General features: G+C 71.4%; 17 protein-coding genes and 5 pseudogenes. 10 read left to right on the top strand and 12 right to left on the bottom strand.

The features are described 5' to 3' along the window. Window positions 1–169: 169 nt before the first annotated feature. Window positions 170–1,135 (top strand): annotated as a pseudogene (locus tag QQK29_RS17920) (DEAD/DEAH box helicase); the annotation flags it as partial. A gap of 773 nt (window positions 1,136–1,908) precedes the next feature. Here QQK29_RS17920 and QQK29_RS07840 read toward each other — a convergent pair. From QQK29_RS07840 to QQK29_RS07810, 7 genes are all read right to left on the bottom strand, one after another. Then, window positions 1,909–2,472 carry an NUDIX hydrolase family protein gene (locus QQK29_RS07840; RefSeq protein WP_348533836.1) on the bottom strand — a complete coding sequence of 188 codons (564 nt, stop codon included), beginning with the start codon at window positions 2,470–2,472 and terminating at the stop codon, window positions 1,909–1,911. 69 nt (window positions 2,473–2,541) lie between these two features. Then, entirely contained in the window at window positions 2,542–3,564 is a 1,023-nt protein-coding gene (locus QQK29_RS07835; RefSeq protein WP_284299259.1) for an amidohydrolase family protein, read from the bottom strand. A gap of 17 nt (window positions 3,565–3,581) precedes the next feature. Beyond that, entirely contained in the window at window positions 3,582–4,157 is a 576-nt protein-coding gene (locus QQK29_RS07830; RefSeq protein WP_284299258.1) for a dihydroorotase, read from the bottom strand. Window positions 4,158–4,197: 40 nt separating this feature from the next. Then, window positions 4,198–4,926: an amidohydrolase family protein gene (locus tag QQK29_RS07825; RefSeq protein WP_284299257.1), complete on the bottom strand. Its 729-nt coding sequence runs from the start codon at window positions 4,924–4,926 to the stop codon at window positions 4,198–4,200. Between the two features lie 5 nt (window positions 4,927–4,931). Then, window positions 4,932–5,861 (bottom strand): fumarylacetoacetate hydrolase family protein, encoded by a 930-nt coding sequence (locus tag QQK29_RS07820; protein ID WP_284299256.1) that lies wholly within the window; start codon window positions 5,859–5,861, stop codon window positions 4,932–4,934. Beyond that, window positions 5,746–6,513, bottom strand: a complete 768-nt coding sequence (locus QQK29_RS07815; protein WP_284299255.1) for a hypothetical protein — start codon at window positions 6,511–6,513, stop codon at window positions 5,746–5,748. Before QQK29_RS07815 ends, QQK29_RS07820 begins: the two co-directional genes overlap by 116 nt. Next, on the bottom strand, window positions 6,500–7,870 hold the full coding sequence (locus QQK29_RS07810) for a GntR family transcriptional regulator (RefSeq protein WP_284299254.1): 1,371 nt from the start codon (window positions 7,868–7,870) through the stop codon (window positions 6,500–6,502). Before QQK29_RS07810 ends, QQK29_RS07815 begins: the two co-directional genes overlap by 14 nt. Window positions 7,871–8,098: 228 nt before the next feature. Between QQK29_RS07810 and QQK29_RS07805 the strand changes: the two genes are divergently transcribed. The 8 genes and pseudogenes from QQK29_RS07805 (at window position 8,099) to QQK29_RS07770 (ending at window position 17,121) form a co-directional block, all read left to right on the top strand. Further along, the gene (locus tag QQK29_RS07805) at window positions 8,099–9,442 is read left to right on the top strand and encodes an amidohydrolase family protein (protein WP_284299253.1); all 1,344 of its coding nucleotides are present in this window, start codon (window positions 8,099–8,101) and stop codon (window positions 9,440–9,442) included. A gap of 53 nt (window positions 9,443–9,495) precedes the next feature. Continuing rightward, complete coding sequence (locus QQK29_RS07800) at window positions 9,496–10,491, top strand: BMP family protein (protein WP_284299252.1); 996 nt, start codon at window positions 9,496–9,498, stop codon at window positions 10,489–10,491. 119 nt (window positions 10,492–10,610) lie between these two features. Next, window positions 10,611–11,026: pseudogene (locus QQK29_RS07795) on the top strand (ATP-binding cassette domain-containing protein); the annotation flags it as partial. After that, window positions 11,012–13,249, top strand: a complete 2,238-nt coding sequence (locus tag QQK29_RS07790; RefSeq protein ID WP_431308783.1) for an ABC transporter permease subunit — start codon at window positions 11,012–11,014, stop codon at window positions 13,247–13,249. The pseudogene QQK29_RS07795 and the gene QQK29_RS07790, both read left to right, overlap by 15 nt. Further along, window positions 13,246–14,163, top strand: a complete 918-nt coding sequence (locus QQK29_RS07785) for an ABC transporter permease (protein ID WP_284299249.1) — start codon at window positions 13,246–13,248, stop codon at window positions 14,161–14,163. Before QQK29_RS07790 ends, QQK29_RS07785 begins: the two co-directional genes overlap by 4 nt. Before the next feature lie 8 nt (window positions 14,164–14,171). Next, window positions 14,172–15,326: a M20/M25/M40 family metallo-hydrolase gene (locus tag QQK29_RS07780; RefSeq protein ID WP_284299248.1), complete on the top strand. Its 1,155-nt coding sequence runs from the start codon at window positions 14,172–14,174 to the stop codon at window positions 15,324–15,326. A gap of 1 nt (window position 15,327) precedes the next feature. Then, the gene (locus QQK29_RS07775; RefSeq protein WP_284299247.1) at window positions 15,328–16,308 is read left to right on the top strand and encodes an asparaginase; all 981 of its coding nucleotides are present in this window, start codon (window positions 15,328–15,330) and stop codon (window positions 16,306–16,308) included. Between the two features lie 174 nt (window positions 16,309–16,482). After that, on the top strand, window positions 16,483–17,121 hold the full coding sequence (locus QQK29_RS07770) for an alpha/beta hydrolase (protein WP_284299246.1): 639 nt from the start codon (window positions 16,483–16,485) through the stop codon (window positions 17,119–17,121). A 7-nt stretch (window positions 17,122–17,128) separates the two neighbouring features. Here the strand turns inward: QQK29_RS07770 and QQK29_RS07765 are convergent. From QQK29_RS07765 to QQK29_RS07745, 5 genes and pseudogenes are all read right to left on the bottom strand, one after another. Beyond that, window positions 17,129–17,817: pseudogene (locus tag QQK29_RS07765) on the bottom strand (response regulator). A 430-nt stretch (window positions 17,818–18,247) separates the two neighbouring features. Then, window positions 18,248–18,565 (bottom strand): annotated as a pseudogene (locus QQK29_RS07760) (sensor histidine kinase); the annotation flags it as partial. 618 nt (window positions 18,566–19,183) lie between these two features. Further along, window positions 19,184–19,990, bottom strand: coding sequence for an ABC-2 family transporter permease (locus QQK29_RS07755; protein ID WP_284299244.1), 807 nt, complete (start codon window positions 19,988–19,990; stop codon window positions 19,184–19,186). Further along, a complete protein-coding gene (locus QQK29_RS07750) occupies window positions 19,987–20,913 on the bottom strand; it encodes an ABC transporter ATP-binding protein (protein WP_284299241.1) in 927 nt (308 codons plus the stop codon). Before QQK29_RS07750 ends, QQK29_RS07755 begins: the two co-directional genes overlap by 4 nt. Window positions 20,914–21,026: 113 nt before the next feature. After that, window positions 21,027–21,560, bottom strand: coding sequence for a DUF2510 domain-containing protein (locus QQK29_RS07745; protein ID WP_284299239.1), 534 nt, complete (start codon window positions 21,558–21,560; stop codon window positions 21,027–21,029). A gap of 61 nt (window positions 21,561–21,621) precedes the next feature. Here QQK29_RS07745 and QQK29_RS07740 point away from each other — a divergent pair. After that, window positions 21,622–26,362: pseudogene (locus tag QQK29_RS07740) on the top strand (Lhr family helicase). Window positions 26,363–26,569 lie beyond the last annotated feature (207 nt).

Raw genomic sequence — 26,569 nt, 5'->3', positions numbered from 1 at the left:
CTAGGGTTGCCGAGGCGCTCATGCGCCTGCGTCGTCGAACGCTTCCTCCCGCCCGGTGCTCTCACGCCCCGCGCGATGACATTCCTTCACGGCGAACCGACGTGCCGACCGGCACGCTCGCCCTTTCCCGCTTGCGCATGCTCGCGCGCGGATCACTCGAAAGCACCACATGACCACCGACTTCGGCACGCTCGGCGTGCCCGCCCCGCTCGTCGCGACCCTCGCGGCCGACGGCAAGACGACTCCGTTCCCGATCCAGATCGACACCCTGCCCGACACGCTCGCCGGACGCGACGTGCTCGGCCGCGGCCGCACCGGCTCGGGCAAGACTCTCGCATTCTCGCTTCCGCTCGTGGCGCGGCTCGGCACCGGCCTCGCCGGCGGCGCGCGCCGTCCGGGCCTGCCGCTCGCCCTCATCCTGGCCCCGACGCGCGAGCTCGCGACCCAGATCGCGGCCGTCGTCACGCCGCTCGCGGACGCCTACGACCTCACCGTGACCACGATCTACGGCGGCGTCTCGCAGAACCGCCAGGTGGCGGCGCTCAAGGCGGGCGTCGACATCGTGGTGGCCTGCCCGGGCCGGCTCGAGGACCTCATGGGGCAGCGGCTCATCAGCCTCGACGCCATCGAGATCACCGTCATCGACGAGGCCGACCACATGGCCGACCTCGGCTTCCTGCCGGGCGTCACGCGCATCCTCGCGGCGACCCCCGCCGGTGGCCAGCGGCTGCTGTTCTCGGCGACCCTCGACAACGGGGTCGACAAGCTCGTGAAGCGCTTCCTGCACAACCCCGTCATGCACTCGGTCAACGAGATCGACGAGCCGCCCGTGAAGATGACCCACCACGTGTTCGGCGTCGAGGGCGTCGAGGCGAAGAAGGAGCTCGTGCAGCGACTCGCCTCGGGCACCGGGCGTCGCATCCTCTTCATGCGCACCAAGCACCACGCGAAGAAGCTCGCGCAGCAGCTCACGGCCTCCGGCATCCCGGCGGTCGACCTGCACGGCAACCTCTCGCAGCCGCAGCGCGACCGCAACCTGGCGGCGTTCTCCGACGGCTCGGTGCGCGTGCTCGTGGCCACGGATGTCGCAGCGCGCGGGGTGCACGTCGACGACGTCGATCTCGTCGTGCACGTCGACCCGCCGACCGAGCACAAGGCATACCTGCACCGTTCGGGGCGCACGGCCCGCGCCGGCTCCGAGGGTGACGTCGTGACCCTCGTGCTGCCCGCGCAGGAGAAGGACGTGGCACAGCTCATGCGCAAGGCCGGCATCGAGGCCACCATCCGCAAGGTCACCGCGGATGCCGCGCCGGTCGCCACGCTCGTCGGCGAGATCGCGGCGTACGTGAAGCCCGAGCCGCGCGCGCCCAAGCAGCAGCAGGGCGGCGGCGGACGCAGCCAGGGCGCCAACGCACAACGCAAGCGCGCGGCGCGCGGTGAGCGGGATGCCGCACAGCTGCAGCACGCGGACCGTCCCCGTCGCGACCGCTCGGGTCGCCCCGCCGCCTCGGGCCAGCGCTCGAACGCGGGAGGCCAGGCTCGCTCGAGCTCCGGCCGCTCGGGCTCGGGCTCGGGTCGCTCGGCGGCTCCGCGCAGCGGCAGCACGCCCGTCTACACCTCGTCGAGCTCGGCGCCGCAGGGCAACCCCGCCGCGGCGGACGCCGGGCGAACCGCCCCGCCGGCTGAGGCATCCGGCGGCCCTGACGCGGCGCGGCCCGTCGCCCAAATCAAGGAACGCGGCTCCCAAGTCAAGGAACATCGCTCCCAAATCAAGGAACGCGGGGCTGCTGGTGGCCCCATCCGCCCCAGAAACCGACGTGAGTCACATCCGTTCCTTGATTTGGGCAGGACGCTCCTTGAGTTGGGCAGAGCGGGGACCCGGGCGGCGCGGAGTCGGGTGCCGCGAAGTCAGCCGAGCACGCCGACCGAGGCGAGCGCGGCGCGCAGGAGGGTGCCGCGGCCGCCCTCCAGCTCGGCGTGGAAGGCCGCGGATGACGCCTCGGCCGGGGTCACCCAGGTGATCTCGAGCGCATCCTGACGTGGTTCGCACGTGCCCGTCACGGGCACCACGAAGGCGAGCGACACGGCGTGCTGGCGTTCATCGAGGTACGCCGAGAGCCCCGGGATCGGGAAGTACTCCGCCACCTGGAACGGCACGGGGCTCGCGGGAAGCAGCGGGAACGCCATCGCACCGAGGTCCTTCTCGAGGTGGCGGAAGAGCGCATCCCGGATCGTCTCGCCGTACATCACGCGCCCCGACACGAGCGTGCGGGTGATCTCGCCCGCGGCGTTGGCGCGCAACAGCACGCCCACCTGGGTCACGACGCCGAGACCGTCGACCCGCACGGGCACCGCCTCAACATAGAGCAGCGGGATGCGACCGCGCGCCCACTCGAGCTCCTGATCGGTGAGCCAGGCCGAGTTGGGTTCCTCGCGGGGAGGTTCGGGGATGCCGGCGCCGACGGTGCTCATGCTCCATTGTGGCTCACGACGCACGTCCGACCCCGGCGACGCCCTCGGCGCCCCGGAAAGCGCTGCCCGCTACGGGCGTTCGGGCAGGTCGAACAGCGTGCGGGTGCCCGCCGCGATCGTCTCGCGCTCGTCGGGGGTGAAGGCGCGCACGAGGGCGGCGCCGTTGACCACCGGGTCCGACACCGAGAACGGGTTGTCGGTGCCGTAGGCGAGGCGGTCGAGCCCGACGGTGTCGCGCGCGAGGTGCATCGCGTGCTCGTGGTACAGCACGAGGTCCAGATGCAGGCGGGCGATGCACTCGCTCGGCGGCACCGGGAGCCGCTCGTGGGTCGTGGGGTCCGAGCGCCAGGCGGCATCCATGCGCCCCGCGAGCACCGGCACGCCTGCGCCTCCGTGCGCCGCCATGAGCCGCAGCTCCGGATGCCGGTGCAGCGCGCCCGAGAAGATGAAGCGCGTGAGCGCGATCGTGGTCTCGAAGGGGAAGCCGACGCTCACGGGCACCGCGTGGCCGAAGCCGGTGAGCTCGGTGGGGGCCGCCGAGTAGTGCGGGTGCAGGAACACCGGCAGGCGGGTGCGGGCCAGTTCCGCCCAGAGCGGCTCGAGCTCGACGTCGTCGAGGGTGCGTCCGCAGATCCGCGAGCCGACGATCACCCCGTGCAGCCCGGGGGTCGCGGCGATCTCGGCAGCGATCGCCACGGCATCCGCGACGCTGTTGCTCGGCAGCACGCCCATGCCCACGACGCGTCCGCCGGTGGCCTCGCCGTAGCCGGCGAGCTCGGCGTTGAGCTCGCGGGCGATCTGCGGGCTGTCGTCGCCGTCGAAGGGATCGAGCCAGGGGTTGCCGAGACTCACGACGCTGCGGTCGATGCCGTTGCGGTCCATGTGCGCGAGCTTGGCGTCGAGGCTCGTGTACTCGACCCCGAACTCCCGCCCAGGCACGGGGCCCGGCGCGTCTTCGTGGGCGAAGATCACGAAGTACTCCTTGCCTTCGTGCTCCTTGACCCGCGGGATCGTCGGCCGCGCGCGCAGCCGCTCGATGTAGCTGCGGGGATAAATGTGCGTGTGGGCGTCGATGAGCTCGGGCGTCGCCATGAGGTCTCCTGTCGTGTTCATTCGGAGCGGGCACCGGCGCCGGGCAGGAACCGCCCCACCCCGGGCTCCGCGAGGAAGCCGTCTCCGGCGATCAGTTCGCCCCGCAGGTAGCTGCGCACCGTGCGCCCCGTCAGCTCGCGCCCCTCGAACGGCGACCACCCGGCCTTCGACGAGAGCTCGGATGCCGTCACCGTCCAGCGGTGCGCGGGGTCGACGAGGATGACGTCGGCATCCGCGCCGGGCTCGAGGCGTCCCTTGCCGGCGATGCCGTAGATGCGCGCGGGCTCCTCGGAGTAGCAGGCCACGAGACGCTCGTAGCTGATGAGGCCACGGGCGGCGGCGTCGAGCAGGATCGGCATCGTCGTGTCGATGCCGGGCAGCCCGAAGTGCACGTCCCAGATCGACCCGTCGGCCTTCTGCTCGCGCGTGGAGGGGGCGTGGTCGGAGGAGATATGGGTGATCTCGCCCGCGGCGAGCGCCGCCCACATGTGCTCGAGGTCGCTCTCGTCGCCCGCACGGGCGGGGGCGTGAACTTGCGCAGGGCGCCTTCGCGCAGCACCTCCTCGGCGAGCAGGGTCAAGTACTGCGGGCACGACTCGGCCCACATCGCGGCCCCCGTCGCGCGGGCGGCGCTCACGGTCTCGATCGCATCCGGGCGACTGAGGTGGGCGGAGATGATGCGTGCGCCGCTCGTCTTGGCGAGCGTCGCCACCACCGAGAGCGCGACGAGCTCGGCATCCGGATGCCGCCACTCGGGGATGACGCCGTTGTCGTCGCGACCCGCAGCGCGCAGCTCGGCTTCGAGCTCCGCAGTGATGGAGTCGTCCTCGCCGTGCACGAGGGCCGGCGCGCCCACCCGCGCGAGTTCGGTGAAGAGGGCACGCAGCCGCGCGGCGTCGAAGCCCGGGATGCCGTGGGTCGTGCACGTGAACGCCTTGAAGAACGTCGCCCCGGCGCGCCAGAGGGCTCGACCTGATCGATGCGGTCGGGGAACGCGTGAGCGGCGAGCCCGAAGTCCACCCGCGAGCGGTCGGCGAGGTGGGCGACCTTGGCCTGCAGATCCGCTACCTCGCGCACCGCACCGGAGTGCGTGTGCTCGATGATCGTCGTGACGCCTGCACGGGCCGCGGCCGCGGTGCCGCTCGGGAAGTCCTCGCGCGTCTCGTCGCCCGGGTCCATGAGGTGCACGTGCGTGTCGATCATGCCCGGCATGACGAGCAGGCCGCTCGCGTCCACGCGCTCGCGCGCCTCGAGGCGCTCCGCCGAGACCGCGGCGATCCGGCCGCCGCTCACGTACAGGTGCGCCGGCATCCGCCCCGCGCCCGTCACGAGCGTTCCGCCCTCGATTCCCAGATCGAACATCTCTGTCACCTCACGTATCGGTTGGCGAGTGTGCCGATCGACTCGATCGTGCACTCGACCAGTTGGCCTGGCTGGACGTACGCGCCTCTGCGCACGCCGTCGTCGCGCTTGTAGGGGTCGGCGCGCAGCTCGGGGTCCGAGCCGAGCGCGGGCCCGCCGGGGGTGCCGCACGCGATGACCCATCCGGGCTGCAGAGTGACCCAGCGCGAGTAGTACGAGACGAGCTCGGCGACACCCCAGATCGCCGACTCCATGGTGTTGTTCTGGCGCAGCTCCCCGTCGACGGTGGTGCGCAGCGCGAGCCGGTCAGGGTCGGGGAGCTGCTCGACGGGCACGACCCACGGGCCGATCGGGCTGGAGTCGCGGAACGACTTGCCGGCTCCGAATCGGCCCTGCGAGGTGCCGTCGTCGTCGAGCAGGATCTGGTGGTCGCGCGCCGAGACGTCGTTGAGGATCGTGTAGCCGAAGACGTGCGCGAGGGCGTCGTCGAGCGAGACGTTCCGTGCGGGCGAGCCGATCACGATCGCGAGCTCGACCTCGTAGTCGTACTTCGTGAACCCCTCGACCATGCGCACGTCCGCGCCGGGTCCGACGACGGAGCTCGGCGTCACGAAGAAGAACTCGACCTCCGTCGCGCGCTCGCGGCTGGTCTCACGCAGGTGGTCGTCGAAGTTGGCTCCCGCGCAGATGATCGCGCTCGGCGCGAGAGGCGCCCGCAGCTCGACCTCCGCGAGGGCATGACGTCGCGCGGATGCCCCGAGGACGCGCACCGCTGCGGCACGGTATACCGGGCCCTGCGCGATGAGCTCGCCGAGATCCTCAACCGGTGGCAACCCCGCGGCATCGAGAACAGGCGCGACGGGGGTGACGCCGGCCTCGTCTCCCCAACCGAGCACCTCGCGTCCGCCGTGCCGATAGCGCAGGAATCCGCTCATGAGACGAGTCCGTCCACGAGCTGCGCTTCGACGCGTCCGAGACCGTCCGCTTCGGCCCACAGGGTCTGGCCCGCGGTGTGGTCGACGCGGCCGATGTGCCGCAGTTCCGGGCGCCCGTCGAACTCGAGGGCGGGCCCCTGAGGCTTCCGGCGAGCAGCAGGATGCTGCGGTCGAGTTCCAGGCCGCGGTTGACGAAGGCGGCGAAGTCGGCGACCTCCGCCCACGAGATGACCTCTCGCCCTTCGGAGTGCCGGAGCTCGAGTTCGTCGCCGGGACGGGCGTGTGCGTCGCCGGGCTCTCCCACGCGGCACGCGCCGTCGAAGGCGACACCCTCCGCATAGCGCACGTGCCACCGCGGCCCCTCCCACCCGATCGTGAGACGGTCCGCCGCGATGAGCTCGATCACGAGGCGACAGCTCGCGAGCGTGTCGAGGATGCGATCGGCGGGCGTACCGATGGGCGTACCCGCGAAGGTCAGCCCGAGTTGCACGCGATAGCCGACACCTCCGAGCCCGCGCACGTCGACCGTCCGACTCCCATCGATGACCGAGGCGGGCTTGACGTGGAACTCGCGATAGCGGCGTGCGTGCGCATCGCCTGCGGGCAGCAGCGGGCCGGGGGCGACGACCGCGCTGATCTCAGTTGTCGACATTGCCGTCCTCGTCCATGCGCTCCCGCAATAGCCGGTGCGACCGCTCGATGTGGGCCGCCACGACCTCGGCGGCGTGGTCGCCGTCGCCCGAGCGCAGGCTCGCCACGATCTCGGCGTGCTCCGTCGCGAACTCCTTGCGGTCCCGGCGGGTGCCCACGGCGAACGGCACCCGGCCGAAGCCGAAGGTGCGCTCGCGCAGGTCTTCGCTCGCCTCCACGAGCACCCGGTTGCGGGATGCGACGGAGATCGCCCGGTGGATGCGGGTGTTGACCGCGGCGCGCCGGCCGTCGTCGCCCTCTCGCAGCGCCTCGGCGTCTTCGGCCACGAGGCCCTCGAGGCGGTCGAGCTCGTCGTCCGAGATGCGCTCCGCGGCGAGCCGCACCGCCATGGTGTCGAGAGCGGAACGGATGGCGCACTCCTGATCGAATTCGGCCCGGGTCGTGCGGTGCACGGTGAGCCGCCCGCGCGCGTCGCGATCGAGGTACTCCTCGAGCTCGAGACGATGCATGGCCTGACGAGCGGTCGTGCGGCTCACCTCGAGCGACTTGGCCGTGACGGCCTCGGTGAGCGAGGTGCCCACCGCGATCTCACCCGCCAGAATCGCGCGCTTGAGCGCGTGGTAGGACTGGTCGGCGAGCGAGAGGCGCGCCGCTGGGCGACGGGCATCGGCGCCGTGCGCGGGGGTACGACCGCGCGGGATGAGGCGAACGAGCAGGCTCATGTGCTCGCGCATCGCCTCGACGCCGCTCGCGACGTCGCCTGCGCGGATCGCGGCGACGACGAGCTCGTGGCCCACGGCGAGCCGCTGCTCGTCGTCGTGGTCGCCCGAGGCGTGGATGCCCTCGCGAGCGAGGCGGTCGACGAACTGCGTGATGAGCCGCGAGAGCGGGCGGCTGCCGGCGGCGTGCCCGACCGCCTTGTGGAACGCGCGGTCGGCGGCGGCCGACGCATGACTCGGGGCCAGGTCGGGATCGGCGAGGGCCAGCCGGCGGGATTCCGCATCACGACGGCACGCCCACTCGACGGCGAGCGGCTCGAGGGCGAGGCGTGCCTCGTAGTGGTCGACGATCTCCTTCGTCGTGAACCGGCGGGGCACATACCCACCCGCGCGGTTGTCTTCGATCATGCCGACGATCGAGAGGCGGTTGAGCGCCTCGCGGATCGGCGTGCGGCTCATCTGGAGCCGCTCGGCGAGATCCTCCTCGACGAGCTGCTCGAGCACCCAGAGGTCGCCTCCGGGCAGGAGTCCCTCGCGCAGTCGGTCGAACGCCTGCTCGGCGAGCAAGGGCGGTCGCGACACGGGTGCCACCGCAAGACGCGGCGCCTCTGCGACGCGATCGTGGTCTGTCTCTGTCACGCTTGTACGGTATCCGAAATTGCCTCTGGCTGTCGAGTACTCGCGACGGCGGGGCGCCGATCCTCGCAAAAATCCCTGTAAATACGGGGATGTTGACAGTCCCCTGCCGGTCACCTACGGTATACAGCATCCAACGACGGAAAGGCCCGAAGCAGTGCCGACAGTTCTCTTCAGCAACGGTTACGTGGTGACCGTCGACGCCGATCGCCGTGTTCTGCCGGGGGCTGGGTGCTCACCCGCGACGACACGATCGCCGCGATCGGCTCCGCGGACGACCCGCTGCCCGAGGCCGACCAGGTGCTCGACATGCACGGCATGCTCGTGATGCCCGGCCTCATCAACGGGCACAACCACTTCTGGGGCTCGCTGTTCAAGAACACAGGCGACGGCCTGCTGCTCGAGGAATGGATCGACGAGGTCACGTTCCCGCTCAAGGGCGCGCTGCGCACCGAAGACCTCCGGATCGCCGCCTATCTCGGCGCCCTCGAGCAGCTGCGCACCGGCACGACCACCTCGCTCAACCACCTCAACAACGAGAACGACGAGGAGACCATCCGCGCCACGATCGAGCCCGTGCTCGAGGTGGGCGTGCGCCAGCTGGTGGCCAAGGAGCTGCGCGACGCACCCGATCCGGTGTTCTCGACTCAGCATCCGCCGCACCACTACCCGCGCTCGCGCGCCGAGGAGATCGCGCTCGCCGAGAGCCTCGTGACGCAGTGGGACGGCGCCGGCGGCATCATCCACATGGGCCTCGCGATCGAGACGGGCGCCATGTGGCTGCTGCACAACTCGACCTCGAACGAGATCATCCTCGACGGCGTCGAACTCGCCCAGCGCCACAACCTGCGCATCACCAACCACTGCTCCGCCGGCAGCTCGTGGCTCTCCATCAAGGAGCTGCGCGACATGACCGGCGGCGGCGACATCGACTACCTCGTGCGCCTCGGCGCGCTGACCTCCAACTGGGTGATGATCCACTGCCTCTGGCTCACCGATCGCGAGATCGACCACATGGCGCGCGAGAACGTGAGCGTCGTGACCAACCCGGTGAGCAACGCCTACAGCGCCGACGGCATCACGCCGCTCGCGAAGATGTTCCAGGCGGGGCTCACGGTCGGGCTCGGCACCGACGGCACCTACGTCAACTGCTCCCCCGACATGGTCGAGCAGATGAAGTTCGCCGCCCTCATCCAGAACGTCACGCATCTCGACCCGGCCTTCATGACCGCCGAGCGCGTGATCGAGATGGCCACGATCGGCAGCGCCCAGGCACTCGGCCTCGACCACCTCATCGGCTCGCTCGAGGTCGGCAAGCGCGCCGACATCGTCGCCTTCGACCTCGATCGCACGCACATCACGGTGCCCAACCGCGCCGTATCGGCCCTCGTCTTCTCGGCCCACGGCACCGACGTCGACACCGTGATGGTCAACGGCAAGTTGCTGTTGCGCGAGGGCGAACTACTCGTACCGCTCGATGAGCGGGCGATTCGCGCGGAGGCGCGCGCTCGCGCGTCTGAAGCGATCGACCGTGCCGGGATCCGCCGCCGGGTCTCCGAGCACTGGCGACGCTGACATCCCACACCAGAAAGAACACACACCCAGGAGAGGCAATGCGAACACGAAAAATGCTTCCGGTCCTCGCTCTCTCGGCACTGCTCGCGCTCACCGCGTGCACGTCCGACGGAGCGCCGCAAGGAGGCGACAACGGAGACGAACCCACACTGCGGGTCGCGGTCATCCTTCCCGGCGAGACCACCGACAAGGGCTTCAACAAGACCGGTGAGCAGACCGTCGAACTGCTCGAGAAGGAGTTCGGTGCCGAGGCGACCCTCACCGAGAGCGTCAACCCGGCCCAGCAGGTGGACGTCTATCGGCAGTACGCCCAGCAGGGCTACGACCTCGTCGTCGGATGGGGTGGCCAGTTCAGCGATGGTGCTGTCGCGGCCGCTGAGGAGTTCCCCGACACGAAGTTCCTCGTCGTGAGCAGTGCCGTCGAGAACGGCAGCAACCTCGCGTCGTACGACACCGCGCTCGAGGACTGGCACTTCGTGGGCGGCTACCTCATGGGTCGCCTCTCGAAGACCGGCGTCGTCGGTCAGGTGAGCGGTCAGTGCTTCGCAAGCACGGCATCCGGGCAGAACGGCACGCGCGACGGTGCCAAGTACGCCAACCCCGACATCGAGTGGCTCGCGACGTACACGGGTGACTTCGAAGACCCGACCAAGGCCCAGCAGGCCGCCCAGGCGATGATCGACCAGGGCGCCGACATGCTCGCCACCAACCTCAACCAGGGCGTCTACGGCGTAGTGCAGGCGGCCAAGGCCAGCCCGGGCGTCGGCGTCGTGACCGAGTGGCTCGACAACAGCGCCGACGCGCCCGGTGTCATCCTCTCGGGCGTCGACAAGTCGTACGCGCGATTCGTCGGCGTCAAGGTGCAGCAGATCCTCGACGGCACCTGGAAGGGCGAGCACGAGCGGTTCTTCCTTCCCGAGGACTGGGGCCCCGCGATCTTCAAGACCGCGGACATCCCGGATGACGTCTACCAGGACGCTCTCGACGTGCAGGCCAAGATCGCCAGCGGCGAGCTCGACGTGGTGCGCGACGAGACCTGCCCCGGTTGATCCCCTCGTCCCGCTCTGCCGCATCCGCGCGTGCGGCAGGGCGGGACCCTCGACCTCCATCCGCCAACTGAACGGAAAGACCCGATGACCGAGAGCACCCCGCTCCTCGCCGCCCGAGGATCACCAAGACCTACCCCGGCGTCGTCGCGAACCACGACGTCTCGATCGATCTGCGATCCGGCGAGATCCACGGCGTCCTCGGAGAGAACGGCGCGGGCAAGACGACGCTCATGGCGATCATCTACGGCCTCACCACTCCCGACGCGGGCACCATCGAACTCGACGGCGCGCCCATCGCGCTCGGCAGCCCGAAGGAGGCCCTCGCGCACGGGATCGGTTTCGTGCAGCAGCACTTCTCGCTCATCCCGACCCTCACGGTCGCCGAGAACATGGTGCTCTCGCTCAGCAACTCCGGCGAGAAGATCTCGCTCGGTCAGGGGCCGAGCGCGTGCGCGCCCTCTCGGAGCGCTACGGACTCGGCGTGCCGCCGAACGCGGTCGTGGGCTCGCTCAGCGTCGGCATGCAGCAGCGTGCCGAGCTGCTGAAGGCCCTCGCGCGCGACGCACGCGTGCTCATCCTCGACGAGCCGACCTCGGTACTCACCCCGCAGGAGGCGCAGGAGCTCATCGGGCTGCTCGCGCAGCTCGCCGCCGACGGGATGGGCATCTTCCTGATCTCCCACAAGCTCGAAGAGGTGCTGCGCCTCGTCGACCGCGTGACCGTGCTGCGTCGCGGCAGGCTCGTCGCCACCCTGGATGCCGCAGGCACCACCCAGGCGCAGCTCGCCGAGATGATGGTCGGCACGCTCAGCATCATCGACACCGAGCGCCACGAGCACGCACCGCGCGGCGAGACGCCCCGCCTGCGTGCGGAGGCCATCTCGACGCGCGCCGAAGGCATGCGCGGTGACGTGCACGACGTCTCGCTCGAGCTCTACCCGGGCGAGGTGCTCGGGATCGCCGGCGTCGAAGGCAGCGGCCAGGTGGAACTCATCGAGGCACTCGCCGGGGTTCGCCCGCTGTCGGGCGGCTCGGTGCACCTCGATTCCGAGAACATCTCCCGGCTGAGCGTGCGCGAGCGGCAACGTCGCGGCATCGCCCACATCGCCGCCGATCGGCACGCCGCCGGGTTCGTGGCGACGCTCTCGGTCGCCGACAATCTCATCCTGCCGGTCGCCAACGAGCCGGAGTTCAGCCGAGGCGGGGTGCTGCGTCGCGCGGCGATCCGCCAGCACGTGACGCAGCTCATCGAGCAGTACGACATCCGGGTGGCGGGGCCGGATGTCCTGGCCGGCACGCTCTCGGGCGGCAACCAGCAGCGCGTCGTCGTGGCGCGCGAGTTCTCGCGGAACCCGTCCGTCATCCTGTCGTGCTTCGCCACCCGCGGGCTCGACTTCGCGTCGATCGCCGCCGTGCACGACCGCGTGCGCACGATGCGCGCGAAGGGCGCGGCGATCGCGTTCGCATCCGTGGACCTCGACGAACTGCTCACGCTGTCCGACAGGATCCTCGTTCTGTATCAGGGTCGCGTCGCGGGCATCCTCGACGCTCGCGAGGCCACGAGCGAGAAGCTCGGGCTGCTCATGGGAGGAGGAGGCAGCATGATGGCCCGGATCACGGACGCGCTGCGTACCGTCAGTCAATCGCTCGGCAGCCGCAGGCGGATCGCCGAGGGGCTGCTCGTGCCGCTCATCTCGGTGCTGCTGGCGCTCGCGACGGTCGCGATCATCCTGCTCATCGTCGGTGCGAACCCGCTCACCGCCTACGCGAGCATGATCAACGCCGCGTTCGGCAGCCCCTACGCCGTGAGCGCGACGATCATCAAGGCGATGCCGCGGCTCCTCGCGGCGCTCGGCATCGCGATCGCCATTCGCGCCAACCTCTGGAACATCGGCGCGGAGGGCCAGATCTACATCGGCGGAACCGCCGCCGCCGGCATGGTGCTCGCCCTGCCTGCACTGCCTCAGCCCCTCGTGCCGATCGTCGCGATCGTGGCCGGTGGGCTCGCGGGCGCCGCGTGGGGCGCGATCCCGGGCTTCCTGCGGGCGCACCGCGGCATCAACGAGGTCATCACCTCGCTCATGCTCGTGTACGTCGGCATCCAGATCACGCAGTACCTGCTCGAGGGGCCGTGGGCGGTGCCGATGTCGACGTTCCCGGCGACGGCACCGTTCGAGGCGCACGCCAAGCTGCCCGTGCTGATCCCCGGCACGGTGCTCAACGCCGGCATCTTCGTGGTGCTCGTCGGCGTCGCACTCAGCTGGTTCCTCGTGGATCGCACGCGGTTCGGGCTGGAACTGCGCTCGCTCGGCGGGAACGAGATCGCATCCGGGTTCCTCGGCATCAAGGTGAAGTTCATGATCATCGCCACGATGGCGGTGAGCGGTGCCTTCGCCGGTGTCGCGGGAGCCGTGGAGACGATCGGCATCCGCGGTCGCCTCATCGAGGGCTTCTCGCCGGGGTTCGGCTTCGAGGCCATCGCCATCGCCCTGCTCGGACGCCTGCACCCGGCGGGCATCGTCGCGGCGGCGCTGCTGTTCGGTGCCCTCGATGCGGGTGGCGCCGGACTGCAGACGAGCGCGCGCGGCGTGAGCTCCGCGATCGTGATGGTCGCGGCCGGCCTCAGCGTCGGCTACGTGCTCGTCGGCATGGGCTACATGGACAAGCGCGCCAAGCGCCGGGCGGCGAGACGCGCCCTCGTGAACGCCGCAGCAGCGGCGAGCGCCCAGCAGGTCTCGACGGGAGTTGACGCACGATGACGATCGAATGGTTCGCCCTCCTGCTGGCGGCCGCGGTGCCGCTCGCAGCACCGCTGTTGTTCGCGGCCCTCGGCGAGGTGATCTCCGAGACGGCGGGCGTCATCAACATCGAGCTCGAGGGCATGATGCTCGTGGGCGCGTTCACCGGCGTCGCGGGTGCCCTGATGTCGGGCGACCTGATCGTGGCGTTCACGGCGGCCCTGGTGGGCGGCGTGCTCGTCGCCACACTGCAGGGCGTCGCGTGCTTCATCTTCGGCGCCAACCAGGTGGTCGCGGGCATCGTGCTCAACATCCTCGCCCTCGGCGCGACGACGTTCCTGCTCGTCTCGGCACTCGGCGCCGACGTGACCCGCGCGGTCGTGACGCTGACGCCGCTGCCGATCCCGCTGCTGTCGGACATCCCCCTCATCGGGAAGGCGCTGTTCTCGCAGAACATCGTCGTCTACCTCGCCTACCTCGCGGTGCCTGTCGTCTGGTACCTCATCGCGAAGACGCGCTTCGGGCTGACCCTCAAGTCGGTCGGCGAGAAGCCCGCGGCAGCCGAGGCGATGGGCGTCGACGTCGTGCGGACGCGCTGGATCGCGCTGCTGCTCTGCGGGGCGCTCGCGGGGATCGGCGGAGGGCTGTTGACCCTCGGCGGGCTCGGCGTGTTCACGCCCAACATCACGAAGGGCATCGGTTTCATCGCCCTCGCGGCGGTCATCTTCGGCCGGTGGAAGCCCGTCGGCGCGTTCGGGGCCGTGATGCTGTTCAGCCTCGTGGACGCCTTCCAGATCCGCGCCCAGGCGCTCGGCCTGCCCGTGCCCTACCAGCTGCTCGTCGCGCTGCCGTACGTCGTGACACTGCTCGCGCTCGCGCTCTTCGTGTCGAAGATGCGGCCGCCGGCAGCGCTCGCCATCAACTTCGAGAAATAGGAGTGACCATGGACGACACCGTGCGCACGCGACTGCGCGAGACCGCCGTCGCCACGATCGACGAGCGCCACGCCTGGCTCCGCGAGCTGAGCCACGCCGTATGGGAGTGCGACGATCTCGGCTGGCAGGAGCACCGCGCCGTCGCGGCGATCCTCGAGCACGCGCGGCACCTCGGCGACCGGGTCAGCATCGCGGAGGGCATCGGCGGCTTCGAGACCGCCTTCAGCATCACGCTCGACACCGGTCGCCCGGGACCCCACGTGGCCACCATGGCGGAGTACGACGCGGTCGCGGGGCTCGGCCAGGCGTGTGGGCACAACCTCATCTCGACCTCGACGATCGGGGCGCTCACCGGGCTGCTGGCGTGCGCCGACGAGCTCACGGGCCGCTTCACGGTGTTCGGAACGCCCGCGGAGGAGACCGCGGGCGGCAAGATGTACATGGAGGATGCGGGACTGTTCGAGGGCCTCGACGCCCTGCTGATGTTCCACCCCAAGGACATCAACACCGTCGGCCAGCGCTCGCTCACCCTGCTGCCGCTCGTGATCGAGTTCCATGGGCACGCCGTGCACGCCGCGGCGTTCCCCTACCGCGGACGCAACGCGCTCGACGCCTTTGTGAACATGTACGTCTCGATCAGCACGATGCGTCAGCAGCTGCACGACGACGCGCGCATCCACGGGATCGTGACGCACGGCGGCGACACGCCCGCCAACATCCCGGATTACGTGCGCAGTGAGTACGTGTGCCGCGCGGTCGAGCGCTCCTATGCCGAGGAGCTCGTGGAGATGGTGAAGAAGGCGGCGCGCGCTGCTGCCGAGGCGGCGAACTGCGAGGTCACCTTCCCCGAACCGGAGCGGCTGCCCTACGAGTCGGTGCGCCCCGACCCCGAGGTGTGCGAGCTGATGCGCGATGCGGCCGCCTATGTGGGCGTCGAGCTCGTCGAGGACGAGCCGATCCTGTGGGCCTCGAATGACTCGGGGCGCATCAGCCAGCGGGTGCCCACCGCCCCGCTGTCGCTCTCGATCGGCACGCCCCCGCTCGGCGAGCACAGCCACGAGTTCCGCGAGGCGGCGGGGTCGCCGGATGGGGATCGCGCGTTCGCGGATGCCTCCAAGATCCTCGCTCTCACGGCGGTCGACCTCATGCTCGGCGCGCGCTGAGATGGGCGTGATCTCGCTCATCTTCACGGGCGGCACCATCTCCATGACGATCGACCCCGAGACCGGCGCCGCCTCGCCGTCGCTCGCGGGGGATGCACTGCTCGCGGCCATCGCCGACGAACTGCCTCCGACCCGCACGATCGACTGGGGAAAGCTGCCCGCATCCCATTTCCGGATGTCGCACGTGCTCGAGATCGCGCGCCTCGTGCAGCGTGAAGCCGACGACCCGGAGGTCGACGGCGTCGTCGTGGTGCAGGGCACCGACAGCCTCGATGAGACGGCCTTCGCCTGGGATCTGCTCGTTCTGACCGAGGTGCCCGTCATCGTCGTGGGCGCGATGCGCAACGCGAGCCAGCCCGGCTTCGACGGACCGCAGAACCTGCGCGACGCGATTCTGGCGGCGGCCGATCCGCGTCTGCGCGGACTCGGCGTGCTCGTCGCGATGAGCGGCCAGCTGCTCGGCGCGGATGACGTGACCAAGACCCACACGACGGCCTACGCCACCTTCCAGAGCCCGAACCACGGCGCTCTCGGCCACGTCGGAACCGATGGTGTGCACCTTGCCCGCAGGCGCACGCCGGTGCGGCTGGGCAGCATCCCCGTGGCGGCGGACGCGCGTGTCGCACTCGTGACCGCGGCGCTCTCGCTGCACGACGACGACATCCCGGGCCCGGAGCACGCGGCCGGCTTCGTCGTGGCGGCGATGGGCGCCGGCAACACCGACGCGCGCATCCTGGCCGCCGCACGCGAGTGGATGGCGGCGGGGCGACCCGTCGTGCTCGCGAGCCGCTGCGCCTCGGGGGCCGTGACCTCCGGCTACGGATTCGACGGCGGCAGCAGCACCTGGCGCGCGGCGGGGGCACTGTATGCGGGCACCCTCACGCCGCTCAAGGCGCGCGTGCTGCTCACCCTGGCCCTCGCGTGCGGGCTCACGCCGGGCGAGCTCGCCGCGGTGTTCCACGCCTTCGGGGGCGGTCGCTGACGCCTGCCCGGCATCCGCGCGTGCGGCGCCCCCGACCGCCGTGTCGAAAATGCAGGAGACCTCGGGCGTGTCGGCCCGTCGACGCCCGCAACCACAGCATCCGGGCGCCAACTCTCCTGCATTTTCGACACGGGGGCTCTCCTGCATTTTCGACAAAGGGGGCAGGATGGAGGCGTGGCCGACATCGCGATCGATCCCGAACTGGTGGTCTGGAGCACCGAGCCCGAAGGGCGTGACCAGCATCCGCTTGTGATCGTGATGCACGGACGCGGCTCCGACGAGCGCGACCTCGCCTCGCTGTTCAGCCTGCTGCCATCGGGGTTCACCTACGCCTCGCTGCGGGCCCCGTACGAGTACGGGCCGGGCTTCGCGTGGTTCGACGACGACGCAGAGCCGCCGGGCGACCCGCGCCTGGCCTCGGCCGATGCCATGGCGGATGCCGTGCTCGCATGGCTGCGTCGACTTCCGTGGCGCCCGACGACCGTGGGCACCCTCGGCTTCTCGCAGGGCGGTGCCCTCGCGACCCACCTGCTGCGGCAAGGCCACGGCATCGTGTCGTTCGCCGTGAACATGTCAGGCTTCGTCGTGGGCGGTTCGCACCCCGCGGATGCGGCACTCGCGATTGCGCGCCCACCGGCCTACTGGGGTCGCGGCGCCGTCGACCCGTTCTTCACCCCCGAGCTCATCCACCGCGCCGAGCAGTGGCTGCCGCACCACACGAGCCTCACGGGGGCTGTCTACCCGGGCCTCGGTCACTCGGTGAGCGACGAGATGCTGCGCGACGTCGCCGAGTTCCTCCGCGCGCGGCGCTGACGCAGCGTCAGCGGCCGGCGACGCCCGTCTCATAGGCGAGCACGACGGCCTGCACGCGGTCGCGCAGGCCCAGCTTGCCGAGCACGCGCGCGACGTGCGTCTTGACGGTCGCCTCCGAGAGCACGAACCGCTCGGCGATCTCGGCGTTGCTGAGCCCCTCACCGAGCGCCGCGAAGATCTCGTGCTCGCGCGGGGTGAGGGTGCGAGACGTGCGTCGGCAGCGGGCGCCGCCCCGGCATCCGGCAGTCGTTCGGCGAACAGCTCGAGCATCCGGCGGGTGATGCGCGGCGCGACCGCGGCGTCCCCCGCGGCCACGGAGCGGATCGCGGCCACGAGCTCGGCGGGGCGCGCATCTTTCAGCAGGAACCCGCTCGCGCCCGCCCGCAGGGCAGCGAAGGCGTACTCGTCGAGGTCGAAGGTCGTGAGGATGATGACTCGGGCGCCCGGTGCCTCCGCGATGATGCGGCGGGTGGCCTCGATGCCGTCGACGCCCGGCATGCGCACATCCATGAGCACGACGTCCGGCTGCAGCGCCTTCGTCATCGCGAGCCCGGCCGCGCCGTCGCCCGCCTCGCCGACGACCTCGATGCCCTCCTCGGCCGACAGCACCATGCGGAAGCCGAGCCGCAGCATCGACTGGTCGTCGACGAGCAGCACGCGGATGTCGTCGGTCACCTGCCGCCCCCACGTTCGCATCCGGTTCCGCGAGCGGCAGCACCGCCCGCACCTGCCAGCCGCGCTCGTGCGCGCCCGCCTCGACGCTACCGCCGAGCGAGGCGGCCCGTTCACGCATGCCGAGGATGCCGCGGCCCGTGCCCGCGGCCGCGTCCACGGCGACAGGCCCGAGCTCGTTCGTGATGCGCACCTCGACGCGGTCACCACGCTCGTCGATGAGCCGCTCGAGCTCCACGAGCACGAAAGGCGACCCGGGCGCGTGGCGCAGCACGTTGGTGAGCGACTCCTGCACGATGCGCCACATCGAACGGCGCACCGCGATCGGCAGCTGATCGAGCGCACCCCTGCGCACGAGGCGGGTGGGAAGCCCCGCCGTGCGGAACCGCTCGATGAGCTCCTCGAGCCCGACGTCGGGCTCCGGTTCGAGCGGCGCGTCATCGGACGGATCCCGCAGCACGCCGAGCACGCGGCGCATGTCGGCGAGCGCCGAGCGGCCCGTCTCGGTGAGGGCGTCGAGCGCGCGCTCGGCGCCCGCCGGATCGCTTCCGGATGCCGCCCGGGCTCCGTCGGCGAGGGCCACCATGACCGTGAGCGAGTGGGCGACCACGTCGTGCAGCTCGCGCGCGATGCGCGTGCGCTCCTCGGCGACGGCGAGCGCCGCCTGCTGCTCGCGATCGTGCGCGAGGGCGTTGGCGCGTTGGATGAGTGCGTCGATGTGCTGGCGCCGCCCCCGCACGCTCACACCGATCGCGATCGCGACGACGCTCATGACGACGAGCAACGCGATCGCCGGCACGACGATCTCCGCACTCTGCTCGATCGGTTCCCCCACCGCGGCGCGCAGCCACAGGATGTTCGCGGCGCCCACCACGAGCACCATCGCGAGCTCGACGATCCAGGTGACCGCGGGTGTGCGTCCGGCCGCGACCGCATACATCCCGAGGGCGAGCGCGAACTCGAGCCCGTTGGCCTCGTGCACGAGCACGAGCGAGACGACCGCGAGCACGGCGAGCGCGGCGACGGTCAGCACGGGCTCGTGCCGTCGGCGCAGCAGCACGAGGCCGCCGAGCACCGCGGCCGCGAGCTGCACCATGCCGAGCGCGGGCTGCGGGCCCGCGGTCGCGTTCGCTCCCCCGCCGCCACAAGGAGGGCCGTGACGGTCGCGGGAATCGCGTACCAGAGGGCGACGACGACATCCATGACCACCGGATGCCGCACGAAGTAGCGGCGGACGGCCCCAGCCGTCGGGCGTCGAGCTCGGTGAACGGTCCGTCGGCACTTGCCGCGGAAACCGGACGCACCCACCTCTTCAGCCGCGCGAGCACGCGCGACGGCGGCGCCACATCCGGAATCGAACGTGGCGCCGCCGGGCGCTGGGACTCGGGAATCAGTCGTCCCGTCTCGCGAAGGAGAACGCGCCGATGAGGAGCGCGACCACCGTGTAGCCGCCGAACACGGCGAAGCCGGCCCACGGCTCGAGCGAGCTGGCGCCGCCCATGCCGAACCCGGTGATGGCCGAGCCGGCGGTCGAGGGCAGGTACTCGTAGGTCTTCCAGAGCCAGTCCGCGTTCGTCATCGCCGCCGCGATCTGCACGATGACCGGCAGCACGAACAGCACACCGACGGTCGCGGTGATGGCACCGGCCGAGTTGCGCACGATGAGCCCGATGCCGTAGGCGAACAGTGCCGACACCGTGAGGTAGAGCACCGTGCCGATGATCGCCTCCAGCGCCTCGGCCGGCACATCGATGCCCGCGCCGGCGCCGAGCAGGATCGGCACCGCGGCCCCGATCGCCGCCGCCACGGCGAGAGTGCCCACGACGAGGCCGGTGAGCAGCACGATGAGGCCCTTGGCACCGACGACCCGCAGCCGCCGCGGCTCGGCGGCGAGGGTGGAGCGGTAGGCGCCCGTCGTGAACTCACCCGTGATGATGAGCGCACCGAGCACGGCGATCGTGAGCTGCGCGATCGGATAGCCGACGATCGCCGACGAGATGTCGCGCGATGGGCTCTCGGGGAAGGTCGTCATCGCCCACGCGAAGAGGGCGCCGAAGGCCGTCATGATGAGGATCGTCGCGATCGAGGTCCACAGGGTGGAGCGCAGCGAGCGCAGCTTGATCCACTCCGCGCGCACCAGGCGCGGGAAGGTGGGGCGCAGGCCCGTCTCGGGCCGCGTCGCGGTCGTCGCGCTCATCGGGCCACCCCCGCGGGAACCGCGCTCGTGCGGTATTCGACCGCATCGTCGGTGAGTGCCATGTACGCGTCCTCCAAAGACGTCGTGAGCGGGGTGAGCTCGGACAGGACGATACCGGCAGCGACCGCGGACGCGGCGATGTCGCCGGCCTCGAGCCCCGAGATCTCGAGCACACCCGTCTGCTCGGATGCGATGGTGGCGCCGCTGCGGGCGAGCAGCTCCGCGAGCTCCGAGGCCCGATCGGTGCGCACCCGCACCGCCTGACGACCGGCGCCCGCCACGAAGTCGGCGACCGGGGCATCCGCGAGGATGCGGCCCTTGCCGATGACGATCACGTGGTCGGCGGTGAGCGCGACCTCGCTCATGAGGTGGCTGGAGAGGAACACCGTGCGGCCCTCGCTCGCCAGATAGCGCGCGAAGTTGCGCACCCAGCGCACGCCCTCCGGGTCGAGCCCGTTGACGGGTTCGTCGAAGAGCAGCACCTGCGGGTCGCCCAGCAGGGCCGCGGCGATGCCGAGGCGCTGCCCCATGCCGAGCGAGAAGCCCTTGACGCGCTTGCCGGCCACGGCATCCAACCCCGTCAGCTCGATCACCTCGCGCACACGAGCGGTCGGGATGCCGTGGGTCGCGGCGAGTCCCAGCAGGTGGTGGTAGGCGGTGCGGCCGCTGTGCACGGCCTTGGCATCCAGCAGGGCGCCGACCGTGGTGAGCGGCGAGCGCAGCTCGGCGTAGCGCCGTCCGGCGATCGTCACGCTGCCGCTGGTGGGGCGGGTGAGGCCGACGATCATGCGCATCGTCGTGGACTTGCCGGCGCCGTTCGGGCCGAGGAAGCCGGTGACGTGCCCGGGTTCGATCGTGAAACTGATGTCGTCGACGGCGACCCGGTCGCCGTACCTCTTGCTGAGGCCTCGTGCCTCGATCATGGTTCCTCCTTCGTCGGGGTACGTCTCGACGGTAGGAAGAGCGGCCGGGTCGGCTCGGCCCCCAGCGGAGGTATCTGTGCGGGAGTGTGTACCTCGGAAGGATGACGCCGGTGCTACATCGCGAGGTGCCCGATGCCCAGCGCGATGCCGAGCAGGATGCCAAAGAACGAGACACCCAGCAGCACGAGGTGGATGAGGAGCGGCCCGCGGTCGGCGCCGTCGACACGGGCACGGCGGGCGAGGTAGGCGATCGGGGTCGCGAGGCTCCACAGCGGGCTCGGAACGGATGCGAACCCCCGCTCGCGCAGGGCGCGTGCGTCGAACACGGCGACGGCGGTGAGCACGAGCAGCATCACGGCGAGGAAGCCGAGCTTCACGAGCGGACGCTGCGCTTCCGGCATCCGCAGGAGCAGCGGCACCGACATCATCGAGACGAGCCAGTAGAGGCCTCCCACCCACACGGGCGAGCCGACGATCACCGAGAGCGCCCGGGTGGCGTCGTCGGGCCGATGCACGAGCGGCTCGCGTTCCACCACGCGCCGGGCCGCGGGCGACACCGCATGGCGGCGGAACTCGGCCCACGCCAGGCCGTCCCACCAGCGCTCCATGCCCTCGCGCTCCGGGTCCGGGTACCACCCCTCGTCCACGCCGCCATGCTAGCGACGGCCTCGCGCTGCCGGAGGTCGGGGGTGGGCGCGAAGATGGGGGATGGATGCTGCCCTCGAGCGCTTCTCCCCGGCCACGCGGGAGTGGTTCGACGGCGCGTTCCCGCAGCCGACCGCCGCGCAGGCCGGAGCGTGGGAGGCGATCTCGTCGGGGCGGCATGCACTCGTGGTGGCCCCCACGGGGTCGGGCAAGACACTCTCGGCGTTCCTGTGGTCGCTCGACCGGCTGCTCACCGCATCCGCTGCCGACCCCGCTCGCAGAACCCGCGTGCTCTACATCTCGCCGCTCAAGGCGCTCGGCGTCGACGTCGAGCGCAACCTGCGCTCGCCGCTCGTGGGCATCACCCAGACGGCGAAGCGGCTCGGGATGACGCCCCCGGTATCACGGTCGGCGTGCGGTCCGGCGATACCACCGCGGCCGACCGGCGCCTGCTGCTGCGCGAGCCGCCCGACATCCTCATCACGACGCCCGAGTCGCTCTACCTCATGCTCACGAGCGCCGCACGCTCGACGCTCGCGGGGGTCGAGACGATCATCGTCGACGAGATCCACGCGGTCGCGGCGACCAAGCGCGGGGCGCACCTGGCGGTGTCGCTCGAGCGGCTCGACGCGCTGCTGCCGAAGCCGGCACAGCGCATCGGCCTGTCGGCGACCGTGCGTCCGCTCGAGGAGGTGGCGCGGTTCCTCGGGGGCGCGAGGCGGTCGAGGTCGTGTCGCCGCCCATCGAGAAGACCTTCGAGCTGCGGGTCGTCGTGCCTGTGGAGGACATGACCGAACTCGGGGCGCGCGCGACGGATGAGGCGCTCGAGGGAGACGAGAAGGCCCTCGCCTCCGGCGGCTCGATCTGGCCGCACGTCGACCGGGCCATCGTCGAAGAGGTGCTGCGGCACCGCTCGACGATCGTGTTCGCCAACTCGCGACGGCTCGCCGAGCGCATCACGGCGTCGATGAACGAGATCTACCTCGAGACGCTCGGCGATGGTTTCGAGACGCCGCCTGCGGCAGCTCCTCAACCAGCTGACAGTGCGAGCGGGTTGAGGAGCGATCCGCAGGCTTCGAAACGCGTCGCCTCCGGCGGCGCTCCTCAGCCACCACGCATTCCCGCACAGCTCATGGGCGCATCCGGCTCCACCTCGGGTGCCGAACCCGTGCTCGCGCGCGCCCACCACGGCTCCGTGTCGAAGGAGCAGCGTGCCCAGATCGAGGACGACCTCAAGTCGGGCCGCCTGCGCTGCGTCGTGGCGACGAGCTCGCTCGAACTCGGCATCGACATGGGCGCCGTCGACCTCGTGATCCAGGTGGAGTCGCCGCCGAGCGTCGCGAGCGGCCTGCAGCGCGTCGGCCGTGCGGGCCACCAGGTGGGCGAGATCTCGAAGGGCGTGCTGTTCCCCAAGCACCGCGCCGACCTCCTGCACACCGCGATCGCGACCGAGCGGATGCGGGAGGGCCTCATCGAGGCCATCTCCGTTCCGCAGAACCCGCTCGACATCCTCGCCCAGCAGACGGTCGCCGCCGTCGCGCTCGACAGCGTGGATGTGGAGGAGTGGTTCGAGACCGTGCGGCGCTCGGCGCCGTTCGCGACGCTGCCACGCAGTGCCTACGAGGCGACGCTCGACCTGCTCGCCGGGCGGTATCCATCCGACGAGTTCGCGGAGCTGCGGCCGCGCATCGTGTGGGATCGCGTGGCGGGCACCATCTCGGGCCGCCCCGGTGCGCAGCGGCTCGCGGTGACGAGCGGCGGCACGATCCCGGATCGCGGCATGTTCGGGGTGTTCATCGTGGGCACGGATGACGGCGCGCGTCGCGTGGGCGAGCTCGACGAGGAGATGGTCTACGAGTCGCGCGTCGGCGACGTGTTCGCGCTCGGGGCCACGAGCTGGCGCATCGAGGAGATCACCTCGGATCGCGTGCTCGTGAGCCCTGCGTTCGGCCAGCCGGGGCGCGTGCCGTTCTGGAAGGGCGACGGGCTCGGGCGGCCGGCCGAGCTGGGGCGGGCGATCGGGGCGTTCCAGGCCGAGCTGGCATCCGGAACCGTGAGCGCGTCGCGGCTGGAGTCGGACGGGCTGGATGAGCGCGCGGCCCGCAACCTGCTCGCGTTCGTGGCCGAGCAGAAGGCCGCGACGGGTGTCGTGCCGAGCGACCGCACGCTGCTCGTCGAGCGCTTCCGCGACGAGCTCGGCGACTGGCGGCTCGTGCTGCACTCCCCGTTCGGCACCCCCGTGCACGCGCCGTGGGCGCTCGCGGTGGCGGCCCGCATCCGCGAGCGTCTCGGCGTCGACGGCTCGGCGATGGCGGGCGACGACGGCATCGTCGTGCGGTTGCCCGAGACGGATGCCGACCCGCCCGGCGCCGAGCTGTTCGCCTTCGAGCCCGACGAGCTCGAGACGCTCGTGACCGAGGAGGTCGGCGGCTCGGCGCTCTTCGCCGCGCGCTTCCGCGAGTCGGCGGCGCGCGCCCTGCTGCTGCCACGCCGCAACCCCGGCAAGCGCTCGCCGCTCTGGCAGCAGCGGCAGCGTTCGGCGCAGCTGCTCGAGGTGGCGCGCAAGTACCCGAGCTTCCCGATCATCCTCGAGACGGTGCGCGAGGTGCTGCAGGACGTCTACGACCTGCCGTCGCTGCGCGAGCTCACCTCGTCGATCGCCGGCAGGCAGGTGCGGCTCGTCGAGGTCGAGACGGATGCGCCGTCGCCCTTCGCGCGCACGCTGCTGTTCGGTTACGTGGCCGCGTTCCTCTACGAGGGCGACTCCCCGCTCGCCGAGCGCCGCGCGGCCGCCCTCTCGCTCGACCCGGCCCTGCTCGCGGAACTGCTGGGTCGCGCCGAGTTGCGCGAGCTGCTCGACCCCGAGGTGATCGCGCAGGTCGAGAGAGAGCTGCAACGGATCGACCCCGAGCGGCGCGCGCGCGATGCCGAGGGGATCGTCGACCTGCTGCGGGTGCTGGGGCCGCTGTCGGTGGAGGAGGTGGCAGCGCGGTTCGCTCATCAGTCGGTCGAGGAGCGACCGGCGGAGCCGGACGCGTCTCGAGACCCCGCCCACGAGGACGCTGGTTTCGAGACGCGTCGCCCTGCGGGCGGCGCTCCTCGCCCAGCTGACCTGCTGCAGGAGCTCGCGCGTGCGAACCGCGTGCTGCGGGTGCAGATCGCGGGCGTCGAGCGCTGGGCGGTCATCGAAGACGCCGCGCGCCTCCGCGACGCGCTCGGGGTCCCGCTGCCCATCGGGGTGCCGACCGCCTTCCTCGAGCCCGTCGCCGATCCGGTCGGCGACCTCGTGAGCCGCTACCTGCGCACGCACGGTCCCTTCACGGCGACGGATGCGGCATCCCGGCTCGGTCTCGGCGTCGCGGTCGTGACGGATGCGCTGCGGCGTCTCGCGGCCGACCGGCGCGCCGTCGAGGGCGAGTTCCGGCCCGGGGCCTCGGGCACGGAGTGGGTCGACCCCGAGGTGCTGCGGCGGCTGCGGGCGCGTTCCCTCGCGGCTTTGCGACGCGAGGTGGAGCCGGTGCCGCAAGCGGCGCTCGGGCGGTTCCTTCCCGACTGGCAGCATGTGGCATCCGAGCGCGGTGGCCTCAGGGGGATCGACGGCCTCGTCTCCGCCATCGACCAGCTCGCCGGCCTGCCGCTGCCCGCCACCAGCTGGGAGAGCCTCGTGCTGCCGAGCCGCGTGCGCGACTACAGCCCCGCGATGCTCGATGAGCTCATGGCGTCCGGCGAGGTGCTCTGGGCGGGGCGCGGCGAACTGCCCGGCGGCGACGGCTGGGTGAGCTTGCACCTCGCCGAGGCCGCACCGCTGACCCTGCCCGAGCCGCTCGCGCTCGAGCCGGATGCACTGCGCGACCGCCTGCTCGCCGCGCTCGCGGGCGGCGGTGGGTACTTCTTCCGGCAGCTCGCGACGGCCGTTGCGGAGCCGGATGCGGAGCCGCTGACCGACACGGACGTCGCGCGAGCCCTGTGGGATCTGGTGTGGGCGGGGCGGGTCACGGGCGACACCTTCACCGCCCTGCGCGCGCGGCTCGGCGCCACCACAACGCGGGCTCGAGCGACGCCGCGCAGCCGGGCGCACCGGGCGCGCGCTCGCGTGGCGGCCTCGCTTGCCGCATCCGCTCCCCCGACCGTCGCGGGGCGCTGGAGCCTGCTGCCGGCTCCGGATGCCGTGCCGACCGCCCGCGCGACGGCGCTCGCGGAGCAGCTGCTCGAGCGCTACGGCGTCGTGACGCGCGGCGCGGTGCAGGCCGAGGGGGTCGAGGGCGGGTTCGCGCTCGTCTACAAGGTGCTCTCGAGCCTGGAGGAGACCGGGCGCGTGCGACGCGGGTACTTCGTGGAGCAGCTCGGCGCGGCCCAGTTCGCGACGCCCGCGACTGTCGACCGGTTGCGCGCGTTCCACACCGACCGTGGCGACGAGGCGCCGCTCGTCGCGGTGACCCTCGGGGCGACCGACCCGGCGAACCCGTACGGTGCCGCGCTCTCGTGGCCGTCGGTTTCCGACGACGGTGAGCGCGCGCGCACGCACCGCCCCGGGCGCAAGGCGGGCGCACTCGTCGTGCTCGTAGACGGCGCGCTCGGCCTCTACGTCGAGAAGGGCGGCAAGACGGTGCTCGACTTCCTCGACGCGGATGCCGAGGCGGCTCGCGAGGCGGCCGCGGCATCCCTCGCCTCCACGGTGCGCGCTGCCGACGGTCGGCTGCGGGTGGAGCGCATCGACGGCGCCTTCGCCGTGGGCACCCCGCTCGGCGACGCCCTGCAGCGCGCCGGCTTCGCGCCCACTCCGCAGGGGCTCCGCCTGCGCTAGCCGGCCGCGCCCTGCCGCCGCCCGCCGCCGCATCCGCCCCGCCGCATCCGTCCACAACTCAATGTCGAAAATGCAGGAAAGTCCGGGTGTGTCGGCCACCTCAACCCCGAAATGGCGGGAAGTCGCCGTCGAGACTCCTGCATTTTCGACATTGCAGACACCGGATGCGGCGTCTGCTGTGAGCGGACGGGCGCGACACCGCGGCGG

The organism is Homoserinibacter gongjuensis (assembly GCF_030161875.1).
GTDB lineage: Bacteria > Actinomycetota > Actinomycetes > Actinomycetales > Microbacteriaceae > Homoserinibacter > Homoserinibacter gongjuensis.
The sequence above is the reverse complement of the archived record's forward strand: the minus strand, read 5'-3'. Positions and strand labels throughout refer to the sequence as shown.